The following is a 23,334-nucleotide window of genomic DNA, read 5'->3' as shown; positions in this document are numbered from 1 at the left end:
GCTCAGAACCCTTCCATCCGGCGCAGCGCCTCGAAATGCTTGGTCGCCTGGTAGACCAGCACCTGGCGCCATTCGCGCGCCGTCGCCTCGATCTCCTCGGCCGGGATCAGCTTCAAGGGCCGGCCGGTCGACATCGCCAGCACCTGCTGGCGGCAGGCGCGTTCGAGGAAATAGAGATCGTCGAAGGCAACCGCGACCGAAGGCCCGCCGATGGTGACGCCGTGATGGGCGAGGAAGGTGATGTCGGCGTGGCCCTGCTCGCGATTGGCCGCGACGATCGCCTCGCCCTCGCCCTCGTCGAGCGCGAGCCCGCCGAAATGATCCTGGTAGAGCGTGCGGCCATGGAAGCGGCAGGCGGTCTGGTGCGCCATCTCGAGCCGGCCGCCCTCGACCATGGTCAGCGCCGTGGCATAGGGCATGTGGACATGCAGCACCGCGACATGGCGGTGATTGGCCTTGTGGGCGGCGACATGGATGTTGCGGGCGGTGGCCTCGACCTCGCCCTCCCCTTCCAGCACCTGGCCCTGCTCGTCGATCAGCAGCAGGTCGGACGGCCGCATCTCCGACCAGTGCACGCCATAGGGGTTGATCAGGTAGCGCGGCCGCCCGTCCGGGCCGTCGGGCAGCGCCACCGAGAAATGATTGCAGATGCCCTCGTTGAGCTCGAACCTGGCGGCGAGGCGCAAGGCGGCGGCGAGATCGCGGCGCTGCTCGGTGACGGTCGGTCTGGTCATGGCGGCGATGGCCTCACGCTGGCTGGCAATGGCTCAGCCAAGCATCGCACGCCCCGACATGACAAGGCCCGGCGCGAGGGCCGGGCCTGATCGGATTCGCATGGCGCAAGATTCACATGGCGCGAGCCGCGCCTGCCGGTGACGCCTCAGCGAGGCGCGAGAACCATCACCATCTGGCGGCCTTCGAGCTGCCAGTCGCTCTCGACCTTGGCGATCTCGGCGAGATCGGCCTTGACGCGCTCGAGCACCTTCACGCCGAGATCCTGGTGCGCCATCTCGCGGCCACGGAAGCGCAGGGTCACCTTGACCTTGTCGCCCTCGTCGAAGAAGCCGTGCATGGCCTTCATCTTCACCTCGTAATCGTGCTTGTCGATGCCGGGGCGGAGCTTGATTTCCTTGATCTCGATGGTGCGCTGCTTCTTGCGCGCCTCGGCCGCCTTCTTCTGCTCGAGGAAGCGGAAGCGGCCATAATCGAGAATCTTGCAGACGGGCGGCTCGGAATTGGGGGCGATCTCGACGAGGTCGAGTCCGGCATCCTCAGCAATCTTCAGCGCCTCGAAAAACGAGACCACGCCGCGATTGACGCCAGTGTCGTCGATGAGCTGGACGTCACGAACGCCGCGAATGTCGCGGTTGGAGCGGGGACCGTCCTTGGTCGGGGTGGGAGCTGCACGATATGGGCGGCGAATGGCTGTATTCTCCTGTGACTGGCGCGTTACGCACCGTTGATCAGACACATTGCACAACGCGTAGCGTTGTCAATGGACGGCAAAGTCAAATGCGCGTGGCAAGGCGGCAAATGCCGGCGACGCGAGCGGCACGCGGCCCCGCCCTCCACGCAGGTAGTCGGTCCTCTCAACGCCCCAGCAGGGCGCAGTAGACATCCAGCGTATCGTTGACCATCGAGGCCAGCGAGAAATGCCGTTCGACATGCAGGCGGGCCCGCCGCGCCAGGGCATCCCGGGCGGAGGGGCGCAGCGCCAGCGCGTCGCGCAGGGCCGCGGCCAGGGCCGGCGCATCGCCGGGCGGAACGCGCCAGCCGGTGCGCTCAGAGGGGCCGACCTGCGGCGGCGCCAGCACCGTCTCCGGCACGGCCCCGAGATCGGAGACCACGACGGGTACGCCCATCGCCTGCGCCTCGACGGCAACGCGGCCGAAGGCTTCGGGCTCGGTCGAAGGCACGGCGACGATCGCCGCCGACAGCATCGCGGCCGGCATGTCGCTGCAATGCCCGACCCGGCGCACGCGCTTCTCCAGCCCGGCCCGGGCGATGGCCTCGTCGAGCTCGCGGACATAGCCGTCGCGGCCCTGGGCGTCGCCGGCGAGGATGAAGGCGGTGTCCTCGTCGCCGGCCTCGCGCATCAGCCGCGCCGCCTCGATCAGCACCTTCTGGCCCTTCCAGCCGGTGAGCCGGCCGGGCAAGAGCACGATGCGCTGATGCGGCTCGACACCCCAGGCGCGGCGGAGCGCGCTGACCCGCTCGGGCCCGACCGCGGCCGGCGCGAAGGCCGAGAAATCGGTGCCGCGGTTGACGATGCGGATGCGGTCGCGCGCGAAGCCGTGCCGCGCCAGGATCAGGTCGGCGGTATAGGCCGAGTTGGCGATGACGACGTCACCACGCGCCATCACCGAATTGTAATGGTTCTTCACCACCGAGCGGCTGTTGTAGGAGCCGTGATAGGTGGTGACGAAGGGCAGCCGCAGCGCCCGCGTCGCCGCCAGCGCGACCCAGGCCGGGGCGCGCGAGCGGGCATGGACGAGGTCGACGCGCTCCTGCCGGCAGAGGCTTGCGAGCTTGCGCACGTTCAGGGCCATGGCGAACGGATTCTTGGATGCCGCCGGGAAAGGCAGCCAGATGCCGCCCTTGGCCTGGAGCTCGGCGACGAGCCGGCCGCCCTCGGTCGCGACCAGCGCGCGGGCGCCGGCCTCGGTCAAACCCTCGGCGATATCGACGGCGGTGCGCTCGGCCCCGCCCGCTTCGAGCTCGGGGATGATCTGCAGCACGGTGCGCCCGCTCAGCGGGTGCGTCTCGGTCGAGGGCAACGAGAGTGGTGCGCCGGAGCGCAAGGTGGTGCTCACCGTTCGAAAGGGCCTTCTTGCTGAAAGCGGGTTTGCCATCTGCGCCATGATGGGCATAGCGCTTACGCGAAGCACAGCGGCCCCGGCGCAGATTCCCGCGGTTCGTCACAGGAGAAATAGGGTGAATATGCCTCAACCGCAATTTCTGAGCGTCGGCGAGGGCGAACGCCGCCGGGAGATCGCCGTGCTGGCCCAGCCCGGCAGTGGTCCGGCCGTGGTCTGGCTCGGCGGTTTCCGCTCCGACATGCGCGCGACCAAGGCCGAGGCACTGGCGGCCTGGGCGCAGGCGAAGGGCCGCAGCTTCATCCGCTTCGACTATGCCGGCCACGGCGAATCGAGCGGCGATTTCGCGCGCTGGACCCTGTCCGACTGGCTCGACGACGCGCTCGCCGTGCTGGCCGCGCAGGTCGCGGGGCCGGCGGTGCTGGTCGGCTCGTCGATGGGTGGCTGGCTCGCCTTGCTGGCGGCGCGGCGGCTGCGCGAGCGGGCGCCGGGGCAGGCCCCGGCCGGCCTGGTGCTGATCGCGCCGGCCGTCGACTTCTCGGAAGAGCTGATGTGGGCGCAGATGCCGCAGGCGGTCCGCGAGACAATCCTGAACGACGGCGTCTGGCTGCGCCCCTCGGCCTATGCGCCGGAACCGACCCCGATCACGCGGGCGCTGATCGAGGACGGGCGCCGCCATCTCCTGTTCGGGCAGCCGATCGAGACCGGCTGCCCCGTCCATATCCTGCAGGGAATGAAGGACCCCGACGTGCCCTATGACCAGGCGCTCAGGCTGGTCGAGCACCTGCCGCACGATCCGGTGGTCCTGACCCTGGTCAAGGACGGCGACCACCGCCTGTCGACGCCGGAGGACATCGAGCGCCTCGTCGCGGCCGTGGAGGGCATCGCCCCCGCGGCCGGCTGAAGCCTCGGGTGCCTAGATCGCCGGGCGTCCATTCGGACGCAGAGATGGCGATCTAGCTCTTTGTTGTAGCATCGGATTCAACCGAAAGCCGGATTCCACTTTTCGGACCGATGCTCTAGTGCAGGCTGACCATCTTCAGGTCGTGCTCCCAGGCATTGGCGGTCGCGGCTTCGCGCGAATCGGTCACCAGGATCGGCGCGCCATCGGCCGAGAGCAAAGCGAAGAGCTGCAGGCCGGGCTCGATATGCGGCGCCTGCGGAAAGATCCGCACCAGCTCGTCGGAGGTCATCGGCTTGAGATAGGCGACCTGGCCGGCGCCGAGCGCGGCGAATTCGGCCGTGGTCAGGGGATTGTATCTGGTCTCGGTCATCGCGCCCTCCTTCAGAGCAGTGCGAGGCGGTTTGATTGTGAACCCGTGATCATGAACAGAAGGCAAACCGCGTGCCTCCCCATACCGACCTCCTTCAGTCGCGGCTCATGATATCGATACGCCGGACGAGCCGTTCCGGTTCCGGACGGGCGAGATCAATGGCGAGCAGCCCGTTGGAAAGATCGGCGCCCAGGACCTGCATGCCGTCGGCGAGCAGGAAGCAGCGCTGGAACTGCCGCGCGGCGATACCGCGATGCAGGAACTGGCGCGTCTTGTCGTCGATCTGGCGGCCGCGGATGGTGAGCTGGTTCTCTTCCAGCGTGATCTCGAGCTGTTCGCGCGAGAATCCTGCCACCGCAAGCGTGATCCGCAGCTTGTCGGGCTCGTTTTCGGTGCGCGGCATGCGCTCGATGTTATAGGGCGGATAGCCTTCGCCGGCGCCTTTGGCGACACGGTCGAGAGCCCGCTCGATATCGTCGAAGCCGAGCAGAAAAGGATGCGACAAGCTAGGCGGACGCGTCATTGCGAAGCCCTTGAAAAGGCGCCTCTTGAACTTGGCGGAGCCCGCTGGCGCAGCACCCCGCACGCGACGGGCGAACCCCACCGCGCAGCCACGATATGGCGACCCCTGGGCCGGGCTTCAAGTCCGCTGCGGCCCGGCTTCAATCCAGCGCCGCGACGAGCTCGATCTCGATCAGGAGGCGCGGATCGACCAAGGCGGTGACGCCGACCATGGTGCTCGCCGGATAGGGCCCCTCGCCGAGATATTTCGCGCGCACCTTGCGCACCGCCGCCACCTTCTCCGGCGTCAGCTCGACGACATAGGTCACCGTCTTGAAGACCTTCGAGAAATCGGCGCCGGCAGCGGCGAGCCCGGCCGCGAGATTGGCATAGACCTGCTCGGCCTGGGCGGCGACATCGCCCTCGCCCACGACCTTGCCCATCGCGTCGAGCGCGATCTGTCCGGAAACATGGACCTGCCGGCCGGCGCTGACGACCGCGACATGGCAATAGCCGGTCGGCGGCGCGAGCGAGGCGGGGTCGATGCGGTCGATCTTCATCGGCATGGCGAGTGTCCTGGCGCCTAGGGCGGGTGCGATGCGCGGCGCGACCGCAACAGGTCGACGCGGCGAAGGCCGATCCGACAGCCTAAGCCGCCGGCGCGGCCCGCCGCAATCTTCAGGACGATCTCTCTAGCGGAGGGAGATGGTACAGCCACCCCGGCTTGAACGGGGGACCTCTAGATCCACAATCTAGCGCTCTAACCAACTGAGCTATGGCTGCACGGCTTCGCGAAATCCGCGATCGCATATCCCTGCCGACATGGGCCGGCAACCGCCGGACCGGTGCCGATCCGGCGACGGCGCGGAACCTAGTGCCGCGCCGAGCCGAATGCAACGGTGAAATGCAGGGCCGACGCGCGGAAGCTGCGCCGGCCGCCCGATCAGGGGCGCGGCAGCTCCTTGCGGGCCGTCGCGGCGAGGTCGCCGAGATGGCTCGACAGCGATTCATAGCCGCGGCGGAAGGCCCTGGCCTGCAACGCCACCGCGTCGGCGGGGCTCTGCGTGCGGGCCAGCGTCTCGATCTCGCCCAGCTTCGCCTTCAGCTCGGCACAGGCATGGTCGAGCACCTTGGCCTGGATCGCCCCGAAGGTGCGGGTCAGCGCCAGCGTCTGGTTCAGCCAGGCGGTCGGCGCATAGGGGCCCAAGCCGGCAAGCCCGGCGGGAGCCGCCTTCGCCACGGCCACGAGCCTGGCCGGGGCGGAAGTCGCGGTCTCGACCGCCTTTTCGACGACGGCGGCAGCGGGCTTGATCGCAACGATTTTCGCCTTCGCCGGCTTGGCGGGCGCTGCCACGGTCTTGGCAGACGCAGCCACGGTCTTGGCGGCGCGTTTCGGCGACTCGGCCTTGGCGCGCGGGGCCGCGACCTTGGCAATGCGGCTGACGGCTACCATGCGCGCGGGCTCGGCCTTCGCCTGCGCCGGCTTGGCAGCAGGCTTGGCCACGGACTTGGCGACAGGAGCGGCAGCCTTCACGGGCTGCGCCGGCGCGCCCTGCACCACGGCCGGCCGAGGCTTGGGCGACTTCGCGGCGGGAGCGGTATTCGCGAGAACGGGCTTGGCGAGAACGGGCTTGGCGGGAACAGGCTTGGCGGGAGTGGGAGCCGGCTTCACTGCGACAGGGCTCGCCGGCACTGCGACAGGGCTCGCTGGCGCAGGCTTGGCCGGAACTGCGTCGACCACCGGCTTCTCGGTCGCCTTGGGAGCGGCGGGCGCCGCTTCGACCTTGACGGGCGCCGGCGCGGCCGGGACGGGGGCCGGCGGGATCGCCGCTGCGGTCACGGTCGCCGGGGTGGGCTGCAATTCGGTCATCGCCTTGACCGGCGCGAGGCTGATCGGAGCCTTGCCGGGGGTGGTTTGCTTCGCCATTGCGGTTTTCCTTCAGGTTTCGGGCAGGCGGACCTGCAGAGATGGAGGCCGGGCTGACACCCGGCCCGCTAGAGCACGCGCCGATCAGGTTGTTCCAACCTGATCGGATCCGGCTCGTCTGCGAGACCCGCTCCGCCCTGGCAGCAGGCGTTACTTCGTCTTCGTCGCCTTGGCGGCGGTCTCGGCCGTCTTGGCCGCAGCTTCCTGGACCGCCGAACCGAGTTCCTTGAGCTGAGCCTGGAACGAGGCCATCTGCGACTTCAGGAACTCGGACTGGTGCTGCAGCACCTCATTGACATCGCGCGCCCGGACCAGCTTCTGGGCGAGGTCGAAAGCGGCGGCGACATTGCTCTCGGCATAGCCGATCGCCTTGCGGGTCGCGTCCTGCGCGTTGACGCGGGCCGACTCGGCCGAGCCATGGGCGTTCTCGACGGCCTTCTGGGCGGCACCGATGAAACCGTCGAAAGCCTTGCGGGCCTGATCGACGCTCTTCTCGGCGAATTCGCGCATCTCGGTAGGCACCTCGTAGGGGGTCTTGCCGTCCATGATCGATCCTCCTGCTGGGTTGTGACCAGGGCCTGCGCCTGCACTGCCAAGCTTTATTGTGCACTGCAATATCATTATTGCAGTGCAATGACAACGTGCCGCGCGAATGGCGGCGCCGCCACATTAACGCTGTTTGGAAACGCCAGGGGAGAGGGCGGGTTCCCACATGGATTCCCAATCATTTGGGCGCTATTAAAGATTTGTTAGGCATAATCGCGCCGGGTTGCAGAGTTCGCCGGAAAAGCGGGACGGGATGAGCGGATCCGAACAGGATTGGACGGCCTTGGGCAGCGCACTGGCGCTGGACGGCGCGCTGGCGCCGTTCGCGGCGGGGGGCGCGCTGCTGCTCTGGTCGCTCGACGGCCGGGAGCTTCTGCACGCCAATCCGGCGGGCAAGGCGCTGCTCGCGCACGGTCCTGCGACCCTGCCGACGGCCGTGCACGATCGGCTGCGCCTTCTCGGCGGCGGCCTCGCCTCGACCGGTAATCTCCGACTCGAGCGCCTGCGGCTGGGCACGGGGCTTTCCGGCCTGGTCACCTGCGCCTGCAAGCTGGTCGAGAGCCCGGCCGGGCGGGCACTGGCGCTCGGCATCACCGGCGCGGAACTGCGGCGCCTCGGAATCAGCCTGCCGCCCGACATCGCCGCCGCGCCGGCAACGAGCCCGGCCGCCGAGCCGGACGATGCCGTCGCCACAAGCGCCGCCGAAGCGGAGCTGCCGGCGACCGCCGAACCCCGGCGCCGGACCAATCTGCGTTTCCTCTGGGAGAGCGACGCCGAAGGCCGCTTCGCCAGCGCCTCGCCGGAATTCGCCGAACTCGCCGGCACGGAGGCCGCAGCCGCCCTGCCCGGCCGCGCGTGGAGCCAGCTTCTCGGCCGCGAGGTCGTCGATCTCGATGGCGACCTCGCCGAGCGCCTCGCCGCACCGGGCACCTGGAGCGGCCGCGCCGTGCTGTGGCGGGTCGCGCCGGGCGAAGGCGCGCGCGTCGAGCTCTCCGGCTTCCCGCTGTTCGACAAGGACCGGGCGCCCGCCGGCTTCCGCGGCTTCGGTCTCGTCCGGCAGGGCGAGAACGAGCCCTTCCCCGAGCCCGAAGCTGTCGTCGAAGCAACGCAACAGGCAGAAACCGGCGAGGCCATAGCCATTGCCGAACCGGCCGAGGTTCCGGCTACTCCCGACACGGTCGAGGCGACCGCGGCCAGCCAGGATGCGGAAGCCGAAACGGCCGCACAGCCCGAGACCGGCAGCGAGCCGGCGACCGCCGATGAGGCGCCGGAGGCCGAGGCTCCGACAGCCGCCGCGGCCGATGAAGAGATTGCCGCGGCGGCCGCCGCGGACGAATCCGAGACACGCCCGGCCCCCGGCAATGTCGTGCCGCTGCGCAACGGCCATCTCGCCAGCGTGCGGCCGGTCCTCGAGCCGTCGAAGACCTTGCTCTCCTCGGCCGAACGCAACGCTTTCCGCGAGATCGCCAAGGCGCTCGGCGCCCGGATCGCCGGCGACGACGAGCCCGGTCCGCGCCTGCCGGCGGCGACCCCGCTCAAGCTGGACCATGACGAAAGCCGCGACGCGGCGCAGGCGGCCGCACCGGGCGAAGCCCGCCCGGCACAGGAAGCCGCCCCGGCCGCCGTCGAAGGCCGGCCGCGCCTCGCCAACGCCCATGCCGAGATCCTCGACCGCCTGCCGATCGCGGTGCTGGTCAACCGCGACGAGACGGCGCTCTACGCCAACCGCACCCTGCTCGACCTGCTCGACTATGCCGATCTCGACGACCTCACGGCGGCGGGCGGCATCAGCCGGCTGATCAAGGGCGCGGCCAAGAGTGGCGGCGGCGCCATGGTGCTGGTCGACCGCAAGGGCGGCCTGGTCAGCGTCGACGGCAGGCTCTCCAGCATCGGCTGGCAGGGCGAGCCGGCGACCCTGATGGCCTTCCGCAACAGCGTTCCCGGCGGCGACCTCAAGCTGCTCTCGCCGGAGGAGGCCGAGCAGCAGGAGCTCGCCGCCGAGTTCGAGGCCGAGGAGGAGGAGATCTCCTCGCGCCTCGCGGCGCTCCGGCTCGAGGGCGCGGCGAACCAGTCGCATGTCGCCGAGCTGACGGCGGTGCTCGACACCGCCACCGACGGCGTCGTCACCGTCGACGGGCGCGGCCGCATCCTCTCGCTCAACCGCAGCGCCGAGGCGTTGTTCGGCTACGACCAGCGCGAGGTCGCGGGCGAGCTGTTCACCCTGCTCTTCGCACCGGAAAGCCACTCGCCGGCGCTCGACTATCTCGACGGGCTGATCGGCGGCGGCGTCGCCTCGCTGATGAATGACGGCCGCGAGGTCGTCGGCCGCGAGCGCCAGGGCGGCCGCATCCCGCTGTTCATGACGATGGGCCGCATCGCCGAGGTCCCGGACAGCAAGTTCTGCGCGGTGCTGCGCGACATCACCGCCTGGAAGAAGACCGAGGGCGAGCTGGTCGAGGCGCGCAAGGCGGCCGAGAAGGCGAGCGCCCAGAAATCGGACGTGCTCGCCAAGATCAGCCATGAGATCCGGACGCCGCTCAACGCCATCATCGGCTTCGCCGAGGTCATGGCCGAGGAGCGCTTCGGGCCGATCGAGAACGAGCGCTACAAGGAATATCTGCGCGATATCCACCATTCGGGCGGCTATGTCATCAGCCTGGTCAACGACCTGCTCGACCTCGCCAAGATCGAGGCCGGCAAGCTCGATCTCGACTTCGTCAGCGTCAACCTGAACGAGATCGCACTGTCGGCAGTGAACCTGCTGCAGCCGGAGGCGCAGCGCGGCCGTGTCGTCCTGCGTTCGGGCCTGGCGCCGAAGCTGCCGCCGGTGGTCGCCGACGAGCGCTCGCTGCGCCAGATCGTGCTCAACCTGCTTTCCAATGCGGTGAAGTTCACCGATGCCGGCGGGCAGGTCATCGTCTCGACCGCGCTCGGCGACCAGGGCGAGGCGATCCTGCGGGTGCGCGACACCGGCATCGGCATGGACGATGACGAGATCGCGCTGGCGCTGGAGCCCTTCCGCCGGGTGCCGACGACCCGTAAGGCTGGCGGCACCGGCCTCGGCCTGCCGCTGACCAAGGCGCTGGTCGAGGCCAACCGGGCGGCCCTGACCATCACCAGCGTCAAGAAGGAAGGCACGCTGGTCGAGGTCACCTTCCCGCCGCAGCGGGTGCTGGCCGGCTGAGCTCAGCCCGCCAGCGCGTGCCGGTAGAGATAGCGCTCCAGTTCGGGAATATAGCGCAGGCGCTCGAAGCCCGCCTTCTCGAGGACCCGGCAGGAGCCGGCATTCTCCGGCCGGGCGAAGGCGTGCAGTTCCGGCAGCCGCAAATGGCCGCGGGCCTCGACGAGGCTGGCGCCGGCCAGTTCCGTCGCATAGCCCCTGCCCCAGGCCGCCGGTGAGAACCAGTAGCCGAGCTCGACGCCCCAGCCCGGATCGAACGGGTCCTCGAACAGCCCGCCCCAGCCGACGATCGCGCCATCGGCCCGGCTGCGGATCGTCCAGGGCGCATAGCCCAACCGGCGCCGCTGCCATTCATGGCCGGCGACATGGCGGCGACAGGCGCGCAAGGTCGCGAGGTGACGGGTGTGACGCATGGCGTCCGCGTCGCCGAGAAAGGCGAACAGCGCCGGCACATCGGAGGGCAGCGTCGGCCGCAGCGAGAGACGTCGGGTCAGGATTTCCATATGCGACGCCTTAAAGCCGGATCCGATCATATTGCACAGCAATCCGAGCGGCGCGCTCCAACCAGATGCGACAGTCATCGTTCGCCATCGTCGTCGAAGCCGAGGATCGCGAGCGCCTGCGGGCGCAAAGCGGGCGGGCAAAGCTGCGCGTTGGCGGCGGCGGTGGGGCGTTCTAAGCTCGCCCGGCATTTGTCCAGGCCAGCGAGCGCAACCGCATGCATTTTGCCCTCACCGACGAGGAAGAGCTGATTCGCGAGAGCGCCCGCAAGCTCGCCACTGAGCGGCTGGCGCCGCTGGCCGAGAAGCTCGACCGCGGCGAGGGACGCGCCGAGTTCCTCGCCAATCTGAAGCTGCTCGCGCAGAACGGCTTCATGGCGCTGAACGTCCAGGCCGGGTTCGGCGGCTCGGAAGCCGGCACCGTCGCCTTCGCGCTGGCGCTGGAGGAACTGGCGGCGGCCTGCGCCTCGACGGCGGTGACGACCTCGGTCACCAACATGGTGGGCGAGGTGATCCAGGCCGTCGGCAGCTCCCGGCAGCAGGCGGATCATCTGCCGAAGCTCGCCGACGGGAGCTATCCGGCCGGCGCCTTCTGCCTGACCGAGGCGGGCGCCGGCTCCGACCCGGCCGGCATGAAGCTGCGCGCCCGGCGCGACGGCGACGGCTATGTGCTCGACGGCGAGAAGATCTTCATCACCAGCGGCGAATATGCCGGGCTCTTCGTGGTCTGGGCGGTGACGGATTCGCAGGCGCCCAAGGGCAAGGGCATCTCGGTCTTCCTGGTGCCGGCCGACACGCAAGGCGTCAGCGTCGGCAAGGCCGAGAAGAAGATGGGCCAGACCGGCTCGGCCACCAACACGATCCGCTTCGAGGGCGCCCGCATTCCGGCCGGCGCCCTGATGGGCAAGGAGAATGACGGCTTTCGCGTCGCGGTCGGCGAGCTTGCCGGCGGGCGCATCGGCGTCGCCGCGGTTTCGCTCGGCATCGCCCGGGCCGCGATGGACGCAGCCAAGTCCTATGCCCGCGAGCGCAAGCAGTTCGGCCAGGCGCTGACCGAGTTCCAGGGCCTGCAATGGCTGATCGCCGACCGCGAGCTCGACCTGCACGCCTCGCGCCTCTTGATCCTCGACGCGGCGGCGAAGAAGGACCGCGGCGAGCCCTTTGCCAGGGAAGCCTCGATGGCCAAGCTGTTCGCCTCCGAGGCGGCGCATCGCTGCACCGACGCGGCGATCCAGATCCATGGCGGCGCCGGCTATTGCCGCGACTTCCCGGTCGAGCGCTATGCCCGCGACGCCCGGATCACCCGCATCTATGAAGGCACCTCCGAGATTCAGCGCCTGATCATCGCCCGCGAGACCTTGCGTCAGCTCGCCTAAGCCTTCATGCCGCTAGCGTCATTGCGAGCGAAGCGAAGCAATCCAGGAGATTGCGCGAGCCCTGGATTGCTTCGCTTCGCTCGCAATGACGGCCCATCGTTCGCAACCTCAACCGGAAACCCGCCCATGTCGCTGACCATCTATGGCTGCCACCGCTCTCGTGCGACGCGTAATGTCTGGCTCGCCAACGAACTCGGCCTGTCGTTCAAGCAGGTGCCGGTGGTGCAGGTCTATCGCCTCGCCGATCCCGACGCCGCCGACGCGCCGCTCCATACCCGCAGCCCGGAATTCCTGAAGGTCAATCCCAACGGGCATATCCCGTCGATCGAGGATGACGGCTTCGTCCTGCACGAATCGCTGGCGATCAATCTCTATCTCGCCCGCAAGCATGGCGGGCCGCTGGCGCCGAAGGACGTGCAGGAGGAGGGGCTCGCGGCGATGTGGGCGCTGTGGGCCGCGACCGAATGCGAGACGCATGCGCTGAACCTGACCTACCATCTTGGCGGCTTTCCGCCGGAGAAGCGGGACCCGGCGCTGGTCGCAGCCGCGCTCGCGGCCCTGCCGCACCCCTTCGCGGTGCTCGACAAGGCGCTGGCCGAGGGCGGCGGCCATGTCATGGGCGGGCGCTTCACCGTCGCCGACATCAACGTCGCCGAGATCATCCGCTACGCCAAGCCGGCGACGCAGCTCTTCGAGGCCGCGCCGAACGTCAAGGCCTGGCTCGACGCCTGCCATGCCCGGCCGGGCTTCAAGGCGATGTGGGCGGCGCGCGAGGCGGAACCCGCCTGAGCACCGGCAGGATACGGGTGGCCGGGCCCAGCCCCGGCTGCCTACTGACGCAGGATGACCCGCCCTGCGAGGACAGATTGCGCCATGACACAGCCAACCTCCGCTCCCACGCTGCGCATGAGCCCAACCGAGTGGCTCCTGCTCATCGTCCTCTCGGTCCTGTGGGGCGGCTCGTTCTTCTTCAACAAGCTCACCGTGGCGGAATGGCCGCCCTTCGCGGTGGTGCAGGTCCGCGTCGGTCTCGCCGCGCTGTCGCTGCTTCTGGTGGTGCGGATCACCGGGCAATCCATGGCAGTGGGGCGCAGCCTCTGGCTCGCCTTCTTTGGCATGGGCATCCTCAATAATCTGATCCCGTTCAGCCTGTTCCTTTGGGGCCAGCAGCAGATCGCCAGCGGCCTCGCCTCGATCCTGAACGCCACAACGCCGATCTTCGCCGTGTTGGTGATGCACTGCTTCGGCAATGAGAAGGCGACCGGGCTGAAGCTCGGCGGCGTTCTGGCCGGCCTCATCGGCGTCGGCATCCTGATGGGGCCCGATGCGCTCGGCGGCCTCGGCTCCAACCTCGCGGCGCAGCTCGCCTGCGTTCTCGCCGCGGTGTCCTACGCCTTCTCCGGCCTGTTCGGCCGGCGCTTCCGCGGTATGTCGCCGCTCGTCGCCGCCACGGGCCAATTGTCCGCCTCGACCATCATGATCGTTCCGATCGTCTTTTTCCTGCATCCGCCCTGGACGCTGCCGGCCCCCTCGCAACAGGCGATCCTCGCGGCGATCGGCCTGGCGCTGATCTCGACGGCGCTGGCCTACATCATCTTCTTCCGGATCATGCGCACTGCTGGACCGAGCAACGTCATGCTCGTGACCTTCCTTATCCCGGTCAGCGCCATCCTGCTCGGCTCCGGCCTGCTCGGCGAAGAGCTTTTGCCGCGCCATTTCGCCGGTATGGCCGCGATCTTTGTCGGGCTCGCACTGATCGACGGCCGGGTCGCCACCTCGTGGAGCGCCAGACGAGCGGGCGCCCCGACCACTTGACCGGCTTCGGCCGAGTGCGGACAAACTCCGAAGAATCAATCCATTACGGCATCGTCCGTTATGGGAGAGCGACGTTCACCCTGTGGATGCCGCCCCCGTGGCAATGAGCTTTATTGCCAATAAATTATGAATTGCTCTAGGGTCGCAAAACGAGCGGTTGGCGCTAAAGGGCATAACAGAACTAACTGGACGATATCACAAAAAGCGATACGCCAGAGGGGAGCGGCGACGACTATGGATCTGCGGCAACTGCGATGCTTCATCGCGGTGGCGGAGGAGCTTCATTTCGGCCGGGCGGCCGAGCGGCTCGGCCTCGCGCCACCCGCGCTCTCGCGCCAGATCAGCGCGCTGGAGGACGGACTCGGCGTCAGCCTGCTGACCCGCACGACAAGGCAGGTCGCGCTCACCCGCGCCGGGCTGATCATGCTCGAAGAGGCCAAGGCCATCCTGGTGCGGATGGAGCGCGCCTCGCGTTCGGTTCGCGCCGCCTCGCTGGCCTCGAGCAAGGTGCTGCGGGTCGGGGCGATCGACTCCGCCTCGTCGAGCTTCGTGCCCGAGGCGCTGGTCACCTTCCGCTCCCGCCATCCCGGCATCGAGATCAAGTTCGTCGAGGCGATGACGGCACCGCTGGTGCAGATGCTGGAGGCCGGCAAGCTCGATCTCGCGCTGCTGCGCCCGCCGCGCAAGCCGACCGACTGCGCCTTCGAAGTGCTGCGGGTCGAGCGCCCGATCGTGGTGCTGAACGAAGGGCATCCGCTCGCCGCTCGCGACAACCTGACGATGCAGGACCTCGTCGGCGAACCCTTCGTGGTGCCGTCGAAGCGGATCCGGCCCTTCGCCTACGACCTCGTCATGGCCTATTTCGAAAGCGTCGGCGCCGTCCCCAACGTCATCATCGAGGCGACGGAGAAGCCGGCGATGATGTCGGCCGTGGCCGCCGGGCTCGGCATGTCGCTGGCGCCGGACTGGGTCTCGCGGCTGAGCTTTCCCGGCGTGACGATGCGGCGGCTGCGCGGCGCGCTGCTCGACCCGCCGCCGCCCGGCGCCCTTGTCGGCGTCGCCTGGCGGCCGCACCAGAAGCTTTCCGCCCGCGACGACTTCCTCGCCATCCTGCGCGAGAGCGTCACCCTGATCGACGAACGCGCTATCCTGCCCTTCACCGTGCCGGTGCAAGCCAGAAGGCCCGCGATGCGCGCCGTCACGACCCAAGCCGGAGGACATTGATGAGTCTCAACAAAATCGAGGCGGCGCAGGGCCTGCGCATCCGCTCGACGCAGGATTTCGCCGGGGGCGTGTTCATGATCGCGCTGGCGGGGCTGGCGCTGTTCCTGGCGCGGGACCTCCCGATGGGCTCGCTGCGCCAGATCGGCCCCGGCATGCTGCCGAAGAGCTTCGCCGTGATCTGCGCCGGGCTCGGCGCGCTGCTCTGCCTCGCCTCGCTGCGCTACCACGGCGAAAAGCTGAGCGGCTGGTCCTGGCGCGGCACCATTCATGTCCTGGGCGGCACGATCCTGTTCGCGCTCGCCATTCGCGGTTTCGATCTCGGGCCGATCCACGTTCCCTCGCTCGGCCTCGTCGTTGCCGGACCGCTGGTCGTGCTGTTCTCCGGCCTGGCGGCGGACGACCGCAACCTCAAGGAGCTGGTGATCTTCGCCGTCGTGATGACAACCGCCTGCTCGCTGCTCTTCAAATACGCGCTGGGGCTGCCGATCCCGCTGGCGCCCTGGCTGCTTGGAATCTGATCTCATGATGGAAATGATCTCGCATCTGGCGCTCGGTTTCGGCGTCGCGCTCTCCGTCAAGAACATCCTGCTCTGCTTCACCGGCTGCCTGGTCGGCACCTTGATCGGCGTCCTGCCCGGCGTCGGACCGACCGCGACGATCGCCATGCTGCTGCCGATCACCTTCGGGCTCGATCCGGTCGGCGCGCTGATCATGCTCGCGGGCATCTATTACGGCGCGCAGTACGGCGGCTCGACCACCGCGATCCTGGTCAACATCCCGGGCGAGGCGACCGCGGTCGTGACCACGCTCGACGGCCACCAGATGGCCAAGCAGGGCCGGGCCGGCATCGCGCTGGGCACGGCGGCGCTGGGCTCGTTCTTCGCCGGCACGGTCGCGACGATGGTCATCGCGGCGCTCGGCGCGCCGCTGACGCGGCTCGCCTTGCTGTTCGGGCCGGCCGAGTATTTCTCGCTGATGGTGATGGGCCTGTGCTTCGCGGTCGTGCTGGCGCGCGGCTCGATCCTCAAGGCCTTCTGCATGATCATGCTCGGCCTGCTGCTCTCGACCGTCGGCACCGACCTCGAGACCGGCCAGGAACGCATGACCTTCGGCTTCCCGCCGCTCGCCGACGGCATCGACGTCGCGGTCCTCGGCATGGGCGTGTTCGGCTTCGCCGAGGTTCTGCGCAACCTGGAGACGCCGGAGGCGCGCGATGTGGTTCGCGCCAAGATCGGCCGCCTGCTGCCGAACTGGAGCGACATCAAGCAATGCATCAAGCCGGTGCTGCGCGGCACCGGCGTCGGCGCCATGCTCGGCATCCTGCCGGGCAACGGCGCGGTGCTCGGCCCGTTCGCGAGCTACACGATCGAGAAGAAGCTCGCCAAGGACCCGTCGCGCTTCGGCCGCGGCGCCATCGAGGGCGTCGCCGGCCCCGAATCGGCCAACAACGCCGGCGCCCAGACCGCCTTCATCCCGCTGCTGACGCTCGGCATCCCGCCCAATGCGGTGATGGCGCTGATGGTCGGCGCCATGACCATCCACGGCATCATCCCCGGCCCGCAGGTGATGACCAAGAACCCGGACCTGTTCTGGGGCATGATCGCCTCGATGTGGATCGGCAACCTGATGCTGCTGATCATCAACCTGCCGCTGGTCGGGCTCTGGGTGAAGCTGCTGCAGGTGCCCTACCGGCTGATGTTCCCGGCGATCCTGATCTTCTGCTGCATCGGCATCTATTCGGTGAACAACCAGCCGGTCGACGTCGCCTTCACCGCCCTGTTCGGCCTGTTCGGCTATGTCCTGATCAAGCTCGGCTTCGAGCCGGCGCCGATGCTGCTCGGCTTCGTGCTCGGCAAGCTGATGGAGGAGAAGCTGCGCCAGGCGCTGATCATCTCGCGCGGCTCGTTCTATACCTTCATCGACTACGAAAGCCGGCCGATCTCGCTGGCGCTCCTGATCGTCGCCGTCCTCATTCTCGTCGTCGCGCTGTTGCCGTCGATCTCGAAGAAGCGCGACGAGGTCTTCACCGAATGACGGGGTTGCCTCGCGGCGCCGCGCATCCCAACTCTTCAGACAACCGCAAATGGGAGGAATACGCATGAAGAAACTCGCCCTCGGCGTCGTAGCCGCGCTGGCGCTCGCCATCCCGGCACAGGCGCAAACCAAATATCCGGAACGGCCGATCACGATGATCGTGCCCTTCGCCGCCGGCGGCCCGACCGACATCATCGCCCGCCTCGTCGGCGAGAACATGTCGAAGACGCTGGGCCAGCAGGTCGTGGTCGAGAACGTCGCCGGCGCCGGCGGCACCACCGGCATCACCCGCGCGCTGACCTCGGCACCGGACGGCTACACCATCGCGATGGGCCATCTCGGCACCTTCTCGGCGGCACCGGCGACCTATCCCGGCCTGAAATACGACCCGATCAACGGCATGCAGCCGATCGGCCTGGCCGGCGGCACGCCGATCCTGATCGTCGCCAAGAAGGACCTGGCGCCGAAGAACCTCAAGGAGTTCGTCGCGTTCGTGAAGGCGAACCCGGACAAGCTCAACGAGGCCCATGCCGGCGTCGGCTCGGTGTCGTGGACGACCTGCACCCTGCTCAAGGGCCAGCTCGGCGTGCCGAAGCTCAACTCCGTCGCCTATCGCGGCACCGGCCCGGCGCTGAACGACCTGGTCTCGGGCCAGGTCGACTTCATGTGCGACCAGATCGTCAGCGTCTCGGAACAGATCAAGGCCGGAACGATCAAGGCCTATGCGATCGCCTCGGCCGAGCGCTCGCCGGCCCTGCCGGACATCCCGACCACCAAGGAAGCGGGGCTGCCGGAATACCAGATCGAGGCGTGGAACGGGCTGACCGCACCGAAGGGCACGCCGAAGGAGGCCATCGACAAGCTGGTCGACGCGCTCGACAAGGCGCTCAAGGACGAGACGGTCAAGAAGCGCCTGCTCGATCTCGGGGCCGTGATCCCCAGCGCCGAAGAGCGCACGCCGGCCGGTTTCGCGGCACTGATCAAGCGCGACGCCGACAAGCTCGCGCCCGTGCTGGCGGCCGCCACGAAGTAATTTGGGGCGACGCTCTCCGATCGTTACCGTCACGGCGGGCCGCAAGGCCCGCCGTTTCCTTTTGGGCGCTGCGGTTTGTGCCGGAGGTCATCCCGGGCGACCGGAGGGAGACCCGGGATCCATGCCTGAGCCTTGTCGATCGTGGTTCAGGCATGGATCCCGGCTCTGCGCCGCTGACGCGGCTTGTCCGGGACGACCAGACGAGCGATTCCATCCCGAAGCATCCGGCCCTAGGATACCGCATGAGCCGCACCATCCGCCTCCCTGTCGCACCGCTGACGCCCGAAGCCTTCGCGCCCTATGGCCGCATCCTGACGCCGTCGGGCCCGCGCGATGCCGGCCGCGAGGGCTACGACATCTGGATCCAGCCCTTCGGCGCCGAGACCCGGCCGCGCCTGCAGCTCGTGCGCTACCATGCCCGGCCCTTCATCGTGAAAGTGGTCGAGCGCCATCTTCATGTCACCGAGGCGCGCCTGCCGCTCGGCCGCCCGCCCGCGATCATCGTGGTGGCGGCGCCGAGCGAGCGGCCGCCCGCTCCCGAGGATCTGCGTGCCTTCCGCCTGGAGGGCGAGGGCGTGATGTTCCATCGCGGCACCTGGCACGCCATCGATGCCTATCCGGAAGGCGCCCCCCATGCCGATTTCCTCTTCCTCTCGGAGGAGGCGACGGTCGACGAGCTCTTCGCCAATGCCGGCAGGCCGCCGCAGCGGACGCAGGTTTTCGATTTCGCAGCCGCCGGCACTGAGATCGTGATCGACGGGAAGCTGCTGAACGACAAGGGAGATCGCTGAAATCGGTCACGATCGTTCACAGCTCGTGACCGCCCTTACGGAACCTTAGAGAGGGTTTTCCGTTCTTGCTGCCGAGGTTTCCCCTCAAAGGAGAACGGAAAATGTTCAAGAAGCTTGCTCTCGTAGCGGCCCTCGCCATCGTCCCGGCCACGGCCTTCGCCCAGCAGAACCCGTCGGGCGCCCAGGGTGGCGCGGTTGGCGGCGCCACGGCGGGCGCGGTCGGCGGTGCAGTGGTCGGCGGCCCGGTCGGTGCCGTGGTCGGCGGCGTCGGCGGCGCCGTGGTCGGCGCGATCCTCGGCGACAACACCCCGCGTTTCCGCCAGTATGTCGTCGAGCAGCGCGTGCCGTCCTACACCTATGCGGAACCGGTCGTCGTCGGCGCGACCCTGCCGCGCGAAGGCGTGCGCTATTACGACGTGCCGCGCGAATATGGCGAGACCAGCTATCGCTACACGGTCGTCAATGAACGCCCCGTGCTGGTCGACCCGCAGACGCGCCGCATCGTGCAGGTCATCGAATGATCCGCATTCGGTAGCTCTGGTCAGCGCTCGCGCCATCGCGGCCTGAGCGTCGACCGGCAGCGAAGGCCCGCCCCAGCGATGGGGCGGGCCTTTCGCATGGATAATCCATCGCGGTCATGGTGCGGCGGCAGGCAGCGGCAGCCAGAGCCGCCGGTCGAAGCTGAAGGCCTGCTGCCCGACCAGCCTGACCGCGGCCGCGCCGCCATGGGCCGGATTGATCAGGAGGTTCGAGCTCCGGGGGGCAATGAAGGACGGCACCTTCAGCACCGGCGTGCGGGCTGCGGCGAGCCAGGCATCGCCGATCTGCCTCGGATCCTCCGGCAGCGCCGCGACCTCGTCGCAGATAGCACCGGCAAGGTCGATCTCGACCAGGACATAGTCGTCCGGGATCAGGTCCGGCTCGAGATCGAGATGGACTCGGACCTCGAGGATGGCGAGGGCCGGATTCTCGGCAGTATAGACGAGCGCTCGCCTGGGCGAGTTCCAGCGGCCGCCATGGAGCCTCGCGCCCTCGCCGCCGAGATCGGCGAAGGCGGCGCGGCAGACGCGCCAGGCCCGCATCAGGCGGCGATGCCGTGCGCGATCCGGCCCAGCAGCGTCTCGACCTCGGCCGCCCCCTCGCTGGTGTCGAGCAGAGCGATCGGCTTTTCGCCGCCGAGCGCCTCCGTCGGCCGGCGCAGCCATCTGCCGGCCTTCTCCTGCGAGCCGAAGGTCTCCTCCGCCTCGGCGATGACGCGGGCGGCCCGGACCAGCCGGTCGGATTGCTCGCTCGTCAAGGTGCCGATCTTGCGCCGGTGGCTCAGGGTCTTGCGCGGCAGCACGACCTCGTCGATCTCGGCCAGCGTCATGCGGCCGCTGGCGATGACGTGCTCGACCGCCGCGACCGGGAAGCCGCGGCGGACCGCCGCGATGATCGCGCGCGCGCTGTCGAGCGGGGCTCCGATCACCTTCGGTCCACCGACCACGTCGAGAGCACTGACTGCCGTCATCATCGCCTCCTGGAGCATGTCCGCGTTTCTCCGAACCGCGGACATGCTCCAACTATATGTCTTGTCGCATTGTCTTCACGCGAACCGGTGTCCACTTCGCTCGACAATGCTCCGGGCAATATGCCTACAAGATAAGGGCATATCGCCAAGTTCACAAGGGCCGGCGCTCAGCGGGTTCCGAACATCCGGTCGCCGGCATCGCCGAGGCCGGGCACGATATAGCCATGGTCGTTGAGGCGCTCGTCGATCGCCGCGGTCCAGATCCGGACGTCAGGATGGGCGTCGCGCATCCGGGCGATGCCCTCGGGCGCGGCCAGCAGGCAGACGAAGCGCAGATCATGGGCGCCGCGTTCCTTCAGCCGGTCGACGGCGGCCACCGCGGAATTCGCCGTCGCCAGCATCGGGTCCATCACCACGATCATGCGGTCGGCGATGTCGGAGGGCGCCTTGAAATAATACTCGACCGCCTGCAGCGTCTCGGGGTCGCGATAGAGCCCGATATGGGCGACGCGGGCGGCGGGCACCAGTTCGAGCATGCCATCGAGGAAGCCGACGCCGGCCCGCAGGATCGGCGCGAAGACCAGTTTCTTGCCCGAGATCACGGGCTGCATCGTCTTCTGCAGCGGCGTCTCGACCTCGATCATCTCGGTCGGCAGGTCGCGTGTCACCTCATAGCAGAGCAGCATGCCGATCTCGTTGAGGAGCTGGCGGAAGCTCTTGGTCGAACGGTCCTTCTCGCGCATCAGCGTCAACTTGTGCTGCACCAGCGGGTGGTCGACGATGGTGACGCCGTCGGAGTGGATGGTCATTCTGCTAGCCCCCTTGTGGCGCCAATCGAGCGGGAAACCCTGCCCGAACCACCGCCGTCATCCCGGCTGCAGCGAAGCGGAGCGCCGGGATCCATCGGAGGGTTCTCCGCCCTTCGATGGATCCCGGAGCGACCTTCGGCCGTCCGGGATGACGGTGTGTTTCCGGATATCTGCCTCATCCGGCTCAAAATACCGTGCCGTCGCTGACGATGGTCAAGGGCGGCCCGCCGCCTTCGCGTCTCTCGGCGGCGATGCGCCGGCCGGCGGCCCAGCTGCCGCCTTCGAGAACCTTGGCGAGCGGCAATTGCTCGCGCGTCAGGCCGAGACGCTGGCGCATCAGTTCGCCGAGCCGATCGAGCAGGGCGACCGTCAGCGCCCGCCATTCGACGACGAGTTGCGAGCCAACTTCATGGGCGCGAGAAGCGTCCCCGGGATCCTTCAGCGCGATCACCCCGAGATCGAGGAAGAGGCCGCCATTGCGGTATTCCGGCAGGCCGGTGAGGTCGTCGATGTCGAGAACCTCGATACCGGCCCATTGCAGCGGCTCGATCAGCGAATAGCTCAGCCATTGCGAGAGCTTGTGGAAGGGGACGATGCCGGCGGTGACGCTGCCCTGCGCGATCAGCGGGTGCTTCCAGCTGTCGCCGAGCGGGATGCCGGCCAGCGTCAGGCGCGAGGGCCAGATGCCGCCGAGCACATCCAGCACCTGCGACAGGATATAGCCGGCGCGCAGCGAGCCGCCATCGGCCGCCGCGAAAAGTCTGTCGAACAGGCCGCCGGGCCGGTCGAGCCCGTGCTTCTCCAGCTCCTCGCCGAGCCGGTTGAGCAAGGCGGCGCGGCCTTCGAGGCTGACCAGCGGATTGGCCGGGCCGGCCTGGAAGCCGGCGGCGAGCGCCGCGGCATCGAGCCGCTTCAGCACCGCGCTGTCGACGCGCAGCGGCTGCGCCGGATCGCTCGAGAAGAGGCCGGCGGCGAACATGTCGAGCGAGGCCAAAGCGAGCCCCTCGGAGCGGCCGATAAGCTGGCCGGTCAGCCCGTCACGATAGCGCCATGCGGCACCGGCGCCGGCATCGAGCAGCACGCTGACGATGGCGAGGTCGTAGGCGGCGCGGCCGCGCGCGACGGCATCGGTGAAGCGGGCGGTGCCGTCGAGGCTGCGCCAGCGGTCGATGCCGGCGACGGAAAAATGCCGCCAGCGCGCATGGAAGGGAATGTCGAGCGTCGGATAGTTCTGGCGGATCGTCGCCAGCACATAATCGGCGCAGGAATCGAGCCGCTCCGGGTGCACGCTGAAATGCGTCAGCCGGCCGGCGAGGCCGTGCTGCAGCATCTCCTGCGCACGCTCGCGGATGACGGCCGGCTTGAGCAGCTGGCGGACGGCTTCGGGATTGGAGTCAGGCATGTCGGTTCGGTCTGTCGCGCCAGGAAAAGGGGCTTGTCATCCCGGGCGACCGAAGGGAGACCCGGGATCCATGCCGGAACGGTTCGGGCATGGATCCCGGCTCTGCGCGGCTGAAGCCGCTCCGGCCGGGATGACCTGTTTGTGGGTTGCGAACGGCCATCGCTCAGAACTTCTCGAGGTCGCGGCCGACGGTCGACTTCAGCGCATTATCGCCCGGCGCACCATCGGGCGAGTAGTAGCCCGCCGCCTTCTTGGCCTCGATCTCGACCGAGGCGTCGGGCGGGACCAGCTCCGGCGGGATCGCGACACGCTCGCCGATCTCGATGCCGCTCTCGACCATGGCATCATACTTCATGTTCGACATCGACATCAGCCGGTCGATCTTCGTGACGCCGAGCCAGTGCAGCACATCCGGCATCAATTGCTGGAAGCGGGCGTCCTGCACGCCGGCGACGCATTCGGTGCGCTCGAAATAGGTCGCGGCGGAATCGCCGCCCTCCTGACGCTTGCGGGCGTTGTAGACGAGGAACTTCGTCACCTCGCCGAGCGCCCTGCCCTCCTTGCGGTTGTAGACGATCAGCCCGACGCCGCCGCC

General features: G+C 68.5%; 24 protein-coding genes, 1 tRNA gene and 1 pseudogene. 11 read left to right on the top strand and 15 right to left on the bottom strand.

Annotated elements, in window-relative coordinates; genetic code table 11:
* Positions 1 to 2 precede the first annotated feature (2 nt).
* The 3 genes from V6M56_RS11960 to V6M56_RS11950 form a co-directional block, all read right to left on the bottom strand.
* Entirely contained in the window at positions 3 to 743 is a 741-nt protein-coding gene (locus V6M56_RS11960) for an aldolase (RefSeq protein WP_332684007.1), read from the bottom strand.
* A gap of 137 nt (positions 744 to 880) precedes the next feature.
* The gene (infC, locus tag V6M56_RS11955) at positions 881 to 1,423 is read right to left on the bottom strand and encodes a translation initiation factor IF-3 (protein WP_332684005.1); all 543 of its coding nucleotides are present in this window, start codon (positions 1,421 to 1,423) and stop codon (positions 881 to 883) included.
* Between the two features lie 166 nt (positions 1,424 to 1,589).
* On the bottom strand, positions 1,590 to 2,813 hold the full coding sequence (locus tag V6M56_RS11950) for a glycosyltransferase family 4 protein (protein ID WP_332683955.1): 1,224 nt from the start codon (positions 2,811 to 2,813) through the stop codon (positions 1,590 to 1,592).
* 127 nt (positions 2,814 to 2,940) lie between these two features.
* Here V6M56_RS11950 and V6M56_RS11945 point away from each other — a divergent pair, with 127 nt between their 5' ends.
* Positions 2,941 to 3,720 carry an alpha/beta hydrolase gene (locus tag V6M56_RS11945; protein ID WP_332684003.1) on the top strand — a complete coding sequence of 260 codons (780 nt, stop codon included), beginning with the start codon at positions 2,941 to 2,943 and terminating at the stop codon, positions 3,718 to 3,720.
* Positions 3,721 to 3,835: 115 nt separating this feature from the next.
* Here the strand turns inward: V6M56_RS11945 and V6M56_RS11940 are convergent, their stop codons facing one another.
* From V6M56_RS11940 to V6M56_RS11915, 6 genes are all read right to left on the bottom strand, one after another.
* Positions 3,836 to 4,090 carry a BQ00720 family protein gene (locus tag V6M56_RS11940; protein WP_332683953.1) on the bottom strand — a complete coding sequence of 85 codons (255 nt, stop codon included), beginning with the start codon at positions 4,088 to 4,090 and terminating at the stop codon, positions 3,836 to 3,838.
* A gap of 94 nt (positions 4,091 to 4,184) precedes the next feature.
* Positions 4,185 to 4,613, bottom strand: coding sequence for an Hsp20 family protein (locus V6M56_RS11935; protein ID WP_332683951.1), 429 nt, complete (start codon positions 4,611 to 4,613; stop codon positions 4,185 to 4,187).
* Positions 4,614 to 4,752: 139 nt separating this feature from the next.
* The gene (locus tag V6M56_RS11930; protein ID WP_332683949.1) at positions 4,753 to 5,157 is read right to left on the bottom strand and encodes a RidA family protein; all 405 of its coding nucleotides are present in this window, start codon (positions 5,155 to 5,157) and stop codon (positions 4,753 to 4,755) included.
* 140 nt (positions 5,158 to 5,297) lie between these two features.
* Positions 5,298 to 5,374: transfer RNA gene (locus tag V6M56_RS11925), tRNA-His, on the bottom strand.
* Between the two features lie 160 nt (positions 5,375 to 5,534).
* The gene (locus tag V6M56_RS11920) at positions 5,535 to 6,518 is read right to left on the bottom strand and encodes a hypothetical protein (protein ID WP_332683947.1); all 984 of its coding nucleotides are present in this window, start codon (positions 6,516 to 6,518) and stop codon (positions 5,535 to 5,537) included.
* A 150-nt stretch (positions 6,519 to 6,668) separates the two neighbouring features.
* The gene (locus V6M56_RS11915) at positions 6,669 to 7,064 is read right to left on the bottom strand and encodes a phasin (RefSeq protein WP_332683946.1); all 396 of its coding nucleotides are present in this window, start codon (positions 7,062 to 7,064) and stop codon (positions 6,669 to 6,671) included.
* 283 nt (positions 7,065 to 7,347) lie between these two features.
* Between V6M56_RS11915 and V6M56_RS11910 the strand changes: the two genes are divergently transcribed.
* Entirely contained in the window at positions 7,348 to 10,248 is a 2,901-nt protein-coding gene (locus tag V6M56_RS11910; RefSeq protein WP_332683945.1) for a PAS domain-containing sensor histidine kinase, read from the top strand.
* Between the two features lie 2 nt (positions 10,249 to 10,250).
* Here the strand turns inward: V6M56_RS11910 and V6M56_RS11905 are convergent, their stop codons facing one another.
* Positions 10,251 to 10,748 carry a GNAT family N-acetyltransferase gene (locus V6M56_RS11905; RefSeq protein ID WP_332683944.1) on the bottom strand — a complete coding sequence of 166 codons (498 nt, stop codon included), beginning with the start codon at positions 10,746 to 10,748 and terminating at the stop codon, positions 10,251 to 10,253.
* A 215-nt stretch (positions 10,749 to 10,963) separates the two neighbouring features.
* Between V6M56_RS11905 and V6M56_RS11900 the strand changes: the two genes are divergently transcribed.
* The 9 genes from V6M56_RS11900 to V6M56_RS11860 all read left to right on the top strand — a co-directional run bounded on the left by V6M56_RS11900 (position 10,964) and on the right by V6M56_RS11860 (position 19,539).
* A complete protein-coding gene (locus V6M56_RS11900; protein WP_332683943.1) occupies positions 10,964 to 12,121 on the top strand; it encodes an acyl-CoA dehydrogenase family protein in 1,158 nt (385 codons plus the stop codon).
* A 126-nt stretch (positions 12,122 to 12,247) separates the two neighbouring features.
* Positions 12,248 to 12,910, top strand: a complete 663-nt coding sequence (locus tag V6M56_RS11895; RefSeq protein WP_332683942.1) for a glutathione S-transferase family protein — start codon at positions 12,248 to 12,250, stop codon at positions 12,908 to 12,910.
* A gap of 84 nt (positions 12,911 to 12,994) precedes the next feature.
* On the top strand, positions 12,995 to 13,936 hold the full coding sequence (locus V6M56_RS11890) for a DMT family transporter (protein ID WP_332683940.1): 942 nt from the start codon (positions 12,995 to 12,997) through the stop codon (positions 13,934 to 13,936).
* Between the two features lie 234 nt (positions 13,937 to 14,170).
* Complete coding sequence (locus tag V6M56_RS11885; RefSeq protein WP_332683938.1) at positions 14,171 to 15,160, top strand: LysR family transcriptional regulator; 990 nt, start codon at positions 14,171 to 14,173, stop codon at positions 15,158 to 15,160.
* Positions 15,160 to 15,678, top strand: a complete 519-nt coding sequence (locus V6M56_RS11880) for a tripartite tricarboxylate transporter TctB family protein (RefSeq protein WP_332683935.1) — start codon at positions 15,160 to 15,162, stop codon at positions 15,676 to 15,678. Before V6M56_RS11885 ends, V6M56_RS11880 begins: the two co-directional genes overlap by 1 nt.
* A gap of 4 nt (positions 15,679 to 15,682) precedes the next feature.
* A complete protein-coding gene (locus V6M56_RS11875) occupies positions 15,683 to 17,194 on the top strand; it encodes a tripartite tricarboxylate transporter permease (RefSeq protein ID WP_332683933.1) in 1,512 nt (503 codons plus the stop codon).
* 64 nt (positions 17,195 to 17,258) lie between these two features.
* Positions 17,259 to 18,227: a tripartite tricarboxylate transporter substrate-binding protein gene (locus V6M56_RS11870; protein WP_332683932.1), complete on the top strand. Its 969-nt coding sequence runs from the start codon at positions 17,259 to 17,261 to the stop codon at positions 18,225 to 18,227.
* A 242-nt stretch (positions 18,228 to 18,469) separates the two neighbouring features.
* On the top strand, positions 18,470 to 19,018 hold the full coding sequence (locus tag V6M56_RS11865) for an ureidoglycolate lyase (protein ID WP_332683931.1): 549 nt from the start codon (positions 18,470 to 18,472) through the stop codon (positions 19,016 to 19,018).
* Between the two features lie 101 nt (positions 19,019 to 19,119).
* The gene (locus V6M56_RS11860; protein WP_332683930.1) at positions 19,120 to 19,539 is read left to right on the top strand and encodes a DUF1236 domain-containing protein; all 420 of its coding nucleotides are present in this window, start codon (positions 19,120 to 19,122) and stop codon (positions 19,537 to 19,539) included.
* Between the two features lie 114 nt (positions 19,540 to 19,653).
* Here the strand turns inward: V6M56_RS11860 and V6M56_RS11855 are convergent, their stop codons facing one another.
* The 5 genes and pseudogenes from V6M56_RS11855 to V6M56_RS11835 all read right to left on the bottom strand — a co-directional run.
* The gene (locus V6M56_RS11855) at positions 19,654 to 20,100 is read right to left on the bottom strand and encodes an RES family NAD+ phosphorylase (protein ID WP_332683929.1); all 447 of its coding nucleotides are present in this window, start codon (positions 20,098 to 20,100) and stop codon (positions 19,654 to 19,656) included.
* Positions 20,100 to 20,528, bottom strand: coding sequence for a type II RES/Xre toxin-antitoxin system antitoxin (gene parS, locus V6M56_RS11850; protein WP_332683927.1), 429 nt, complete (start codon positions 20,526 to 20,528; stop codon positions 20,100 to 20,102). Before parS ends, V6M56_RS11855 begins: the two co-directional genes overlap by 1 nt.
* A 167-nt stretch (positions 20,529 to 20,695) precedes the next feature.
* The gene (gene upp / locus V6M56_RS11845; RefSeq protein WP_332683925.1) at positions 20,696 to 21,337 is read right to left on the bottom strand and encodes a uracil phosphoribosyltransferase; all 642 of its coding nucleotides are present in this window, start codon (positions 21,335 to 21,337) and stop codon (positions 20,696 to 20,698) included.
* Between the two features lie 184 nt (positions 21,338 to 21,521).
* Complete coding sequence (locus V6M56_RS11840) at positions 21,522 to 22,739, bottom strand: URC4/urg3 family protein (protein WP_332683923.1); 1,218 nt, start codon at positions 22,737 to 22,739, stop codon at positions 21,522 to 21,524.
* Between the two features lie 163 nt (positions 22,740 to 22,902).
* Positions 22,903 to 23,334 (bottom strand): annotated as a pseudogene (locus tag V6M56_RS11835) (GTP cyclohydrolase II); the annotation flags it as partial.

It is taken from the genome of Allobosea sp. (assembly GCF_036675845.1).
GTDB lineage: Bacteria > Pseudomonadota > Alphaproteobacteria > Rhizobiales > Beijerinckiaceae > Allobosea.
Note: the sequence above shows the minus strand (reverse complement) of the source record. Positions and strands in the feature narration are given on the sequence as shown.

Excerpts from the sequence above, each read along its gene's own strand:
- V6M56_RS11855 (WP_332683929.1), bottom strand. The coding sequence starts at position 20,100 with ATGCGGGCCTGGCGCGTCTGCCGCGCCGCCTTCGCCGATCTCGGCGGC.
- V6M56_RS11905 (WP_332683944.1), bottom strand. The coding sequence starts at position 10,748 with ATGGAAATCCTGACCCGACGTCTCTCGCTGCGGCCGACGCTGCCCTCC.
- V6M56_RS11875 (WP_332683933.1), top strand. The coding sequence starts at position 15,683 with ATGATGGAAATGATCTCGCATCTGGCGCTCGGTTTCGGCGTCGCGCTC.
- V6M56_RS11865 (WP_332683931.1), top strand. The coding sequence starts at position 18,470 with ATGAGCCGCACCATCCGCCTCCCTGTCGCACCGCTGACGCCCGAAGCC.
- V6M56_RS11870 (WP_332683932.1), top strand. The coding sequence starts at position 17,259 with ATGAAGAAACTCGCCCTCGGCGTCGTAGCCGCGCTGGCGCTCGCCATC.
- V6M56_RS11935 (WP_332683951.1), bottom strand. The coding sequence starts at position 4,613 with ATGACGCGTCCGCCTAGCTTGTCGCATCCTTTTCTGCTCGGCTTCGAC.
- V6M56_RS11885 (WP_332683938.1), top strand. The coding sequence starts at position 14,171 with ATGGATCTGCGGCAACTGCGATGCTTCATCGCGGTGGCGGAGGAGCTT.
- V6M56_RS11920 (WP_332683947.1), bottom strand. The coding sequence starts at position 6,518 with ATGGCGAAGCAAACCACCCCCGGCAAGGCTCCGATCAGCCTCGCGCCG.
- upp (WP_332683925.1), bottom strand. The coding sequence starts at position 21,337 with ATGACCATCCACTCCGACGGCGTCACCATCGTCGACCACCCGCTGGTG.
- parS (WP_332683927.1), bottom strand. The coding sequence starts at position 20,528 with ATGACGGCAGTCAGTGCTCTCGACGTGGTCGGTGGACCGAAGGTGATC.
- V6M56_RS11940 (WP_332683953.1), bottom strand. The coding sequence starts at position 4,090 with ATGACCGAGACCAGATACAATCCCCTGACCACGGCCGAATTCGCCGCG.
- V6M56_RS11840 (WP_332683923.1), bottom strand. The coding sequence starts at position 22,739 with ATGCCTGACTCCAATCCCGAAGCCGTCCGCCAGCTGCTCAAGCCGGCC.
- V6M56_RS11880 (WP_332683935.1), top strand. The coding sequence starts at position 15,160 with ATGAGTCTCAACAAAATCGAGGCGGCGCAGGGCCTGCGCATCCGCTCG.
- V6M56_RS11930 (WP_332683949.1), bottom strand. The coding sequence starts at position 5,157 with ATGCCGATGAAGATCGACCGCATCGACCCCGCCTCGCTCGCGCCGCCG.
- V6M56_RS11860 (WP_332683930.1), top strand. The coding sequence starts at position 19,120 with ATGTTCAAGAAGCTTGCTCTCGTAGCGGCCCTCGCCATCGTCCCGGCC.
- V6M56_RS11895 (WP_332683942.1), top strand. The coding sequence starts at position 12,248 with ATGTCGCTGACCATCTATGGCTGCCACCGCTCTCGTGCGACGCGTAAT.
- V6M56_RS11945 (WP_332684003.1), top strand. The coding sequence starts at position 2,941 with ATGCCTCAACCGCAATTTCTGAGCGTCGGCGAGGGCGAACGCCGCCGG.
- V6M56_RS11900 (WP_332683943.1), top strand. The coding sequence starts at position 10,964 with ATGCATTTTGCCCTCACCGACGAGGAAGAGCTGATTCGCGAGAGCGCC.
- V6M56_RS11890 (WP_332683940.1), top strand. The coding sequence starts at position 12,995 with ATGACACAGCCAACCTCCGCTCCCACGCTGCGCATGAGCCCAACCGAG.
- V6M56_RS11915 (WP_332683946.1), bottom strand. The coding sequence starts at position 7,064 with ATGGACGGCAAGACCCCCTACGAGGTGCCTACCGAGATGCGCGAATTC.